Raw genomic sequence first — 1,429 nt, forward strand, 5'->3', positions numbered from 1 at the left:
TCGCCCCGGACGGCCGGGGCGCGCTGCACTCCGGGAGCGAGGCACGGGGCCTGACCGCGGCGGCGATCACGGTCGTCCCGGGCGCGGTGTCCGCGGCGACCGTCGCGCAGGCACCGGTCGTGCCTCAGCCCGCCGAGGTGCCGGAGTACCGCACGTACCCGTCGTGGCTGCCTGCCGCGGGCGGGGCCGCGGCGCTCGGGACGCTGCTGATCGCCGGCGCCGTCCGAGGCGGTCAGAGGCGGCGCAGGACCGCCACGACGCGGCCCAGGATCGACGCGTCGTCACCCGGGATCGGGTCGTAGGCGTCGTTCGCGGGCATCAGCCAGATGTGCCCGTCCTTGCGGCGGAACGTCTTCACGGTCGCCTCACCGTCGATCATCGCGGCCACGACCTCGCCCTGCTCGGCCACCGGCTGCTGGCGCACGACGACCCAGTCGCCGTCGGTGATCGCGGCGTCGACCATCGAGTCGCCCTTGACGTTGAGCAGGAACAGCGTGCCCTCGCCGACGATCTCGCGCGGCAGCGGGAACACGTCCTGCACGGCCTGCTCGGCCAGGATCGGGCCACCGGCGGCGATGTCGCCGATGAGCGGCACGAACGCCGGCGCCGGCCGCGCGGACCGCAGATCGGCGGTGTCGGTGTCGGAGTCCGCCCCGTCGGTACCGGCGATCTGCTCCGGGCTGCGGACGTCGACCGCGCGGGTGCGGTTCGGGTCGCGCCGGAGGAAGCCCTTGCGCTCCAGGGTGCGGAGCTGGTGGTGCACCGACGAGGTGGACGTGAGGCCCACCGCGTCACCGATCTCGCGGACGCTGGGCGGGTAGCCGTACCGGTCCACCCAGTCCCGGATGACGGCCAGGACCTTCTTCTGCCGCGGGGTCAGGCCGCGGGTGTCGGCCGCGGGGTCGGGGAACTCCCGGACCTTCGCGGATCCCCGGTCCGCGGCGGTGCCGGTCACGCCGGGACCACCGTGTCCGGTGTCGTCCGCTGCCATCGCATTCGCCTCCTCGGGGTACTTACGGCGACGACCCTAGCCGCCACGATCCCGTTCGCCAAACATGCGTTCGAAGTCGCCCGGGGCGTGTCGTGGATTCCGTCGGGCCGCGGTGGTACAACATCGCACAGGCGTTCGATCGAACACGGGTTCGATCGGACGCGGTCCGCGTCGCCGTCCGGCCCGCGGGGGCGACCGGCAGCGGGAACGGCAGCGGGGGTGGCGATCGTGGGTTCGGCGGTCATCGGGGACGTGACGGTCATCGGGCGGGTCGCGATGCGCACCACGACCGACGGGGTACGGCCCGGCCGGGCGCCGGGCGTCGTGCGCCGTGCGGTGGGCGCATCTGGTGTCCTGCTCGCCTCGGCGGCCGCGGTCGTCGCGCTCGGGGTGCTCGCCGACGTCGCGGTCGCCACCCACGGCCCGGCCGGGCCGCCC

General features: G+C 74.8%; 3 protein-coding genes. 2 read left to right on the plus strand and 1 reads right to left on the minus strand.

Annotated features, from left to right (window positions below; translation table 11 throughout):
* Positions 1-302 (plus strand): hypothetical protein (locus GTW08_RS31460; RefSeq protein ID WP_237453518.1); only part of this gene is annotated, 302 nt, incomplete at its 5' end.
* On the opposite strand, the gene lexA is transcribed toward GTW08_RS31460, so the two are convergent.
* On the minus strand, positions 233-991 hold the full coding sequence (gene lexA / locus GTW08_RS03850) for a transcriptional repressor LexA (RefSeq protein ID WP_073577431.1): 759 nt from the start codon (positions 989-991) through the stop codon (positions 233-235). The genes GTW08_RS31460 and lexA overlap by 70 nt on opposite strands.
* Positions 992-1,219: 228 nt before the next feature.
* Between lexA and GTW08_RS03855 the strand changes: the two genes are divergently transcribed.
* Positions 1,220-1,429: hypothetical protein (locus tag GTW08_RS03855; RefSeq protein ID WP_161151425.1), on the plus strand; the 210-nt coding region annotated here is incomplete at its 3' end.

This window comes from Pseudonocardia sp. SID8383, assembly GCF_009864975.1.
In the GTDB taxonomy this organism is placed as follows: Bacteria; Actinomycetota; Actinomycetes; order Mycobacteriales; family Pseudonocardiaceae; genus Pseudonocardia; species Pseudonocardia alni.

Excerpts from the sequence above, each read along its gene's own strand:
- lexA (WP_073577431.1), bottom strand. The coding sequence starts at position 991 with ATGGCAGCGGACGACACCGGACACGGTGGTCCCGGCGTGACCGGCACC.